Raw genomic sequence first — 1,753 nt, 5'->3', positions numbered from 1 at the left:
GCTGCCCCGGCCGCTCCCGCGGCCCCTGCTGCCCCCGCGGCCCCGGGGGCGTCCGCCGCTCCCGCGGCGCCAGCCGCTCCCGCCGCTCCGTGAGCCCGTACGCGCGGCGACACCGACCGGTGTCGCCGCGCGTGGAGGAGGGGTGAAGGGAGTGCTCCTCGTCGGATCGCGTCGCGCATTCGCCCCCGACGCGCTGCAGGACCCGACGAGGAGCACTCGACGGACCAACGCGCCGGAACGGGCACGGATACCCCCCTGATGCGGTGACGACGTGGGCCCGGACACCACCATCGGTCGTCCCCGCAGGTCAGACGGGCCGTCGTCATGTCCCCGTGACAAGAAATCGGTGAGTGGTCCGGCCCGTCGAGCGCTGATCCGGGGGAACACCCGCCGTCCGTGGTGGGGCTCCGGGAGCCGGAACGGCGGGACGGAGCCCCCTCCACCCGGGACGGTGGGGGGCCGGAGCGACGCGGCCGAGCCCCACGCGTCCCGGGATCGGAGGGGCCGAGGCCGCTCCGTGGTCGCCCGCGAGAGGACCGTCCCGGCGATCGCCCAGGCCGTCCCCGGCGCTCCGCTGTGGACGTCCTGCCTCGCGACGGCGGAGGACGGGTCGGATCCGACGGTGGGCCGGAAGCGGGGCACCTGCACCGTGACTACGGGCCGTCGTGCGGGACGGGGTTCCGGCCGACGGCCGGAACCGGACCATGGCGGTACCGGACGGCCACCCGACGGCGCACCCCGACCGCACCCTGACAGCGCAGGTCACGGGCCGATTCGAGACCTGAACGGATGGTGGCCCGACCACCGAGAAGACCACGTGGACAACCCATCGCGAAGAGACCGTGGTCGGCGTCACACAGATCGGTGATCGCCGGTATCGCTCGGTGAGAGGGTGTCGGTAACCAGGAGTTCGTTTCCGACCACCGCGGTGACCTGCGACGACGCCTGGTGTTCGCCCCGGGGACCCCCCGGTTTGACGGCCCCGGACACCGTGCCGTAACTTTCTCCCTGTCAGCGAGTGAGCCGGACAGAACGGGCCCTGAGGGGTTCGGTCAACAGGCCCCGCGGACGGCGACCCCCGGTGGTTCATCGAGTTTCTCGGTGTGATTGTCTTGGTGGGTCAAGGCGATCCGTCTTCAGGATCCTGCTTCCTTGTGTGGGGGTGGGTGAGTGCGGTGCGGGTGTCTTTTGAGAACTCAACAGTGTGTCGAGCTATTTTGATTCGGTTTGGCGTTTTGTGCCAAATTGTTTGTTTGGTTGCAGCATTCGATCCCGTCGGGTGTTGTGGCCAGTTGTTTGTTGCAAGTCAGGGTTTTGTTGGAGAGTTTGATCCTGGCTCAGGACGAACGCTGGCGGCGTGCTTAACACATGCAAGTCGAGCGGTAAGGCCCTTTCGGGGGTACACGAGCGGCGAACGGGTGAGTAACACGTGGGTGACCTGCCCTCCACTCTGGGATAAGCCCGGGAAACTGGGTCTAATACCGGATAGGACCACTGATCGCATGGTTGGTGGTGGAAAGTTTTTTCGGTGGGGGATGGGCCCGCGGCCTATCAGCTTGTTGGTGGGGTGATGGCCTACCAAGGCGGTGACGGGTAGCCGGCCTGAGAGGGCGACCGGCCACACTGGGACTGAGACACGGCCCAGACTCCTACGGGAGGCAGCAGTGGGGAATATTGCGCAATGGGCGGAAGCCTGACGCAGCGACGCCGCGTGGGGGATGACGGCCTTCGGGTTGTAAACCTCTTTCGCCAG

At 67.7% G+C, this 1,753-nt stretch carries 1 rRNA gene; it reads left to right on the top strand.

The window, feature by feature from the left end:
- Window positions 1-1,314: 1,314 nt before the first annotated feature.
- Window positions 1,315-1,753: ribosomal RNA gene (locus GTW08_RS06170) — 16S ribosomal RNA — on the top strand; the annotation flags it as partial.

Source organism: Pseudonocardia sp. SID8383, from assembly GCF_009864975.1.
Taxonomy (GTDB): domain Bacteria; phylum Actinomycetota; class Actinomycetes; order Mycobacteriales; family Pseudonocardiaceae; genus Pseudonocardia; species Pseudonocardia alni.
The sequence above is the reverse complement of the archived record's forward strand: the minus strand, read 5'-3'. Positions and strand labels throughout refer to the sequence as shown.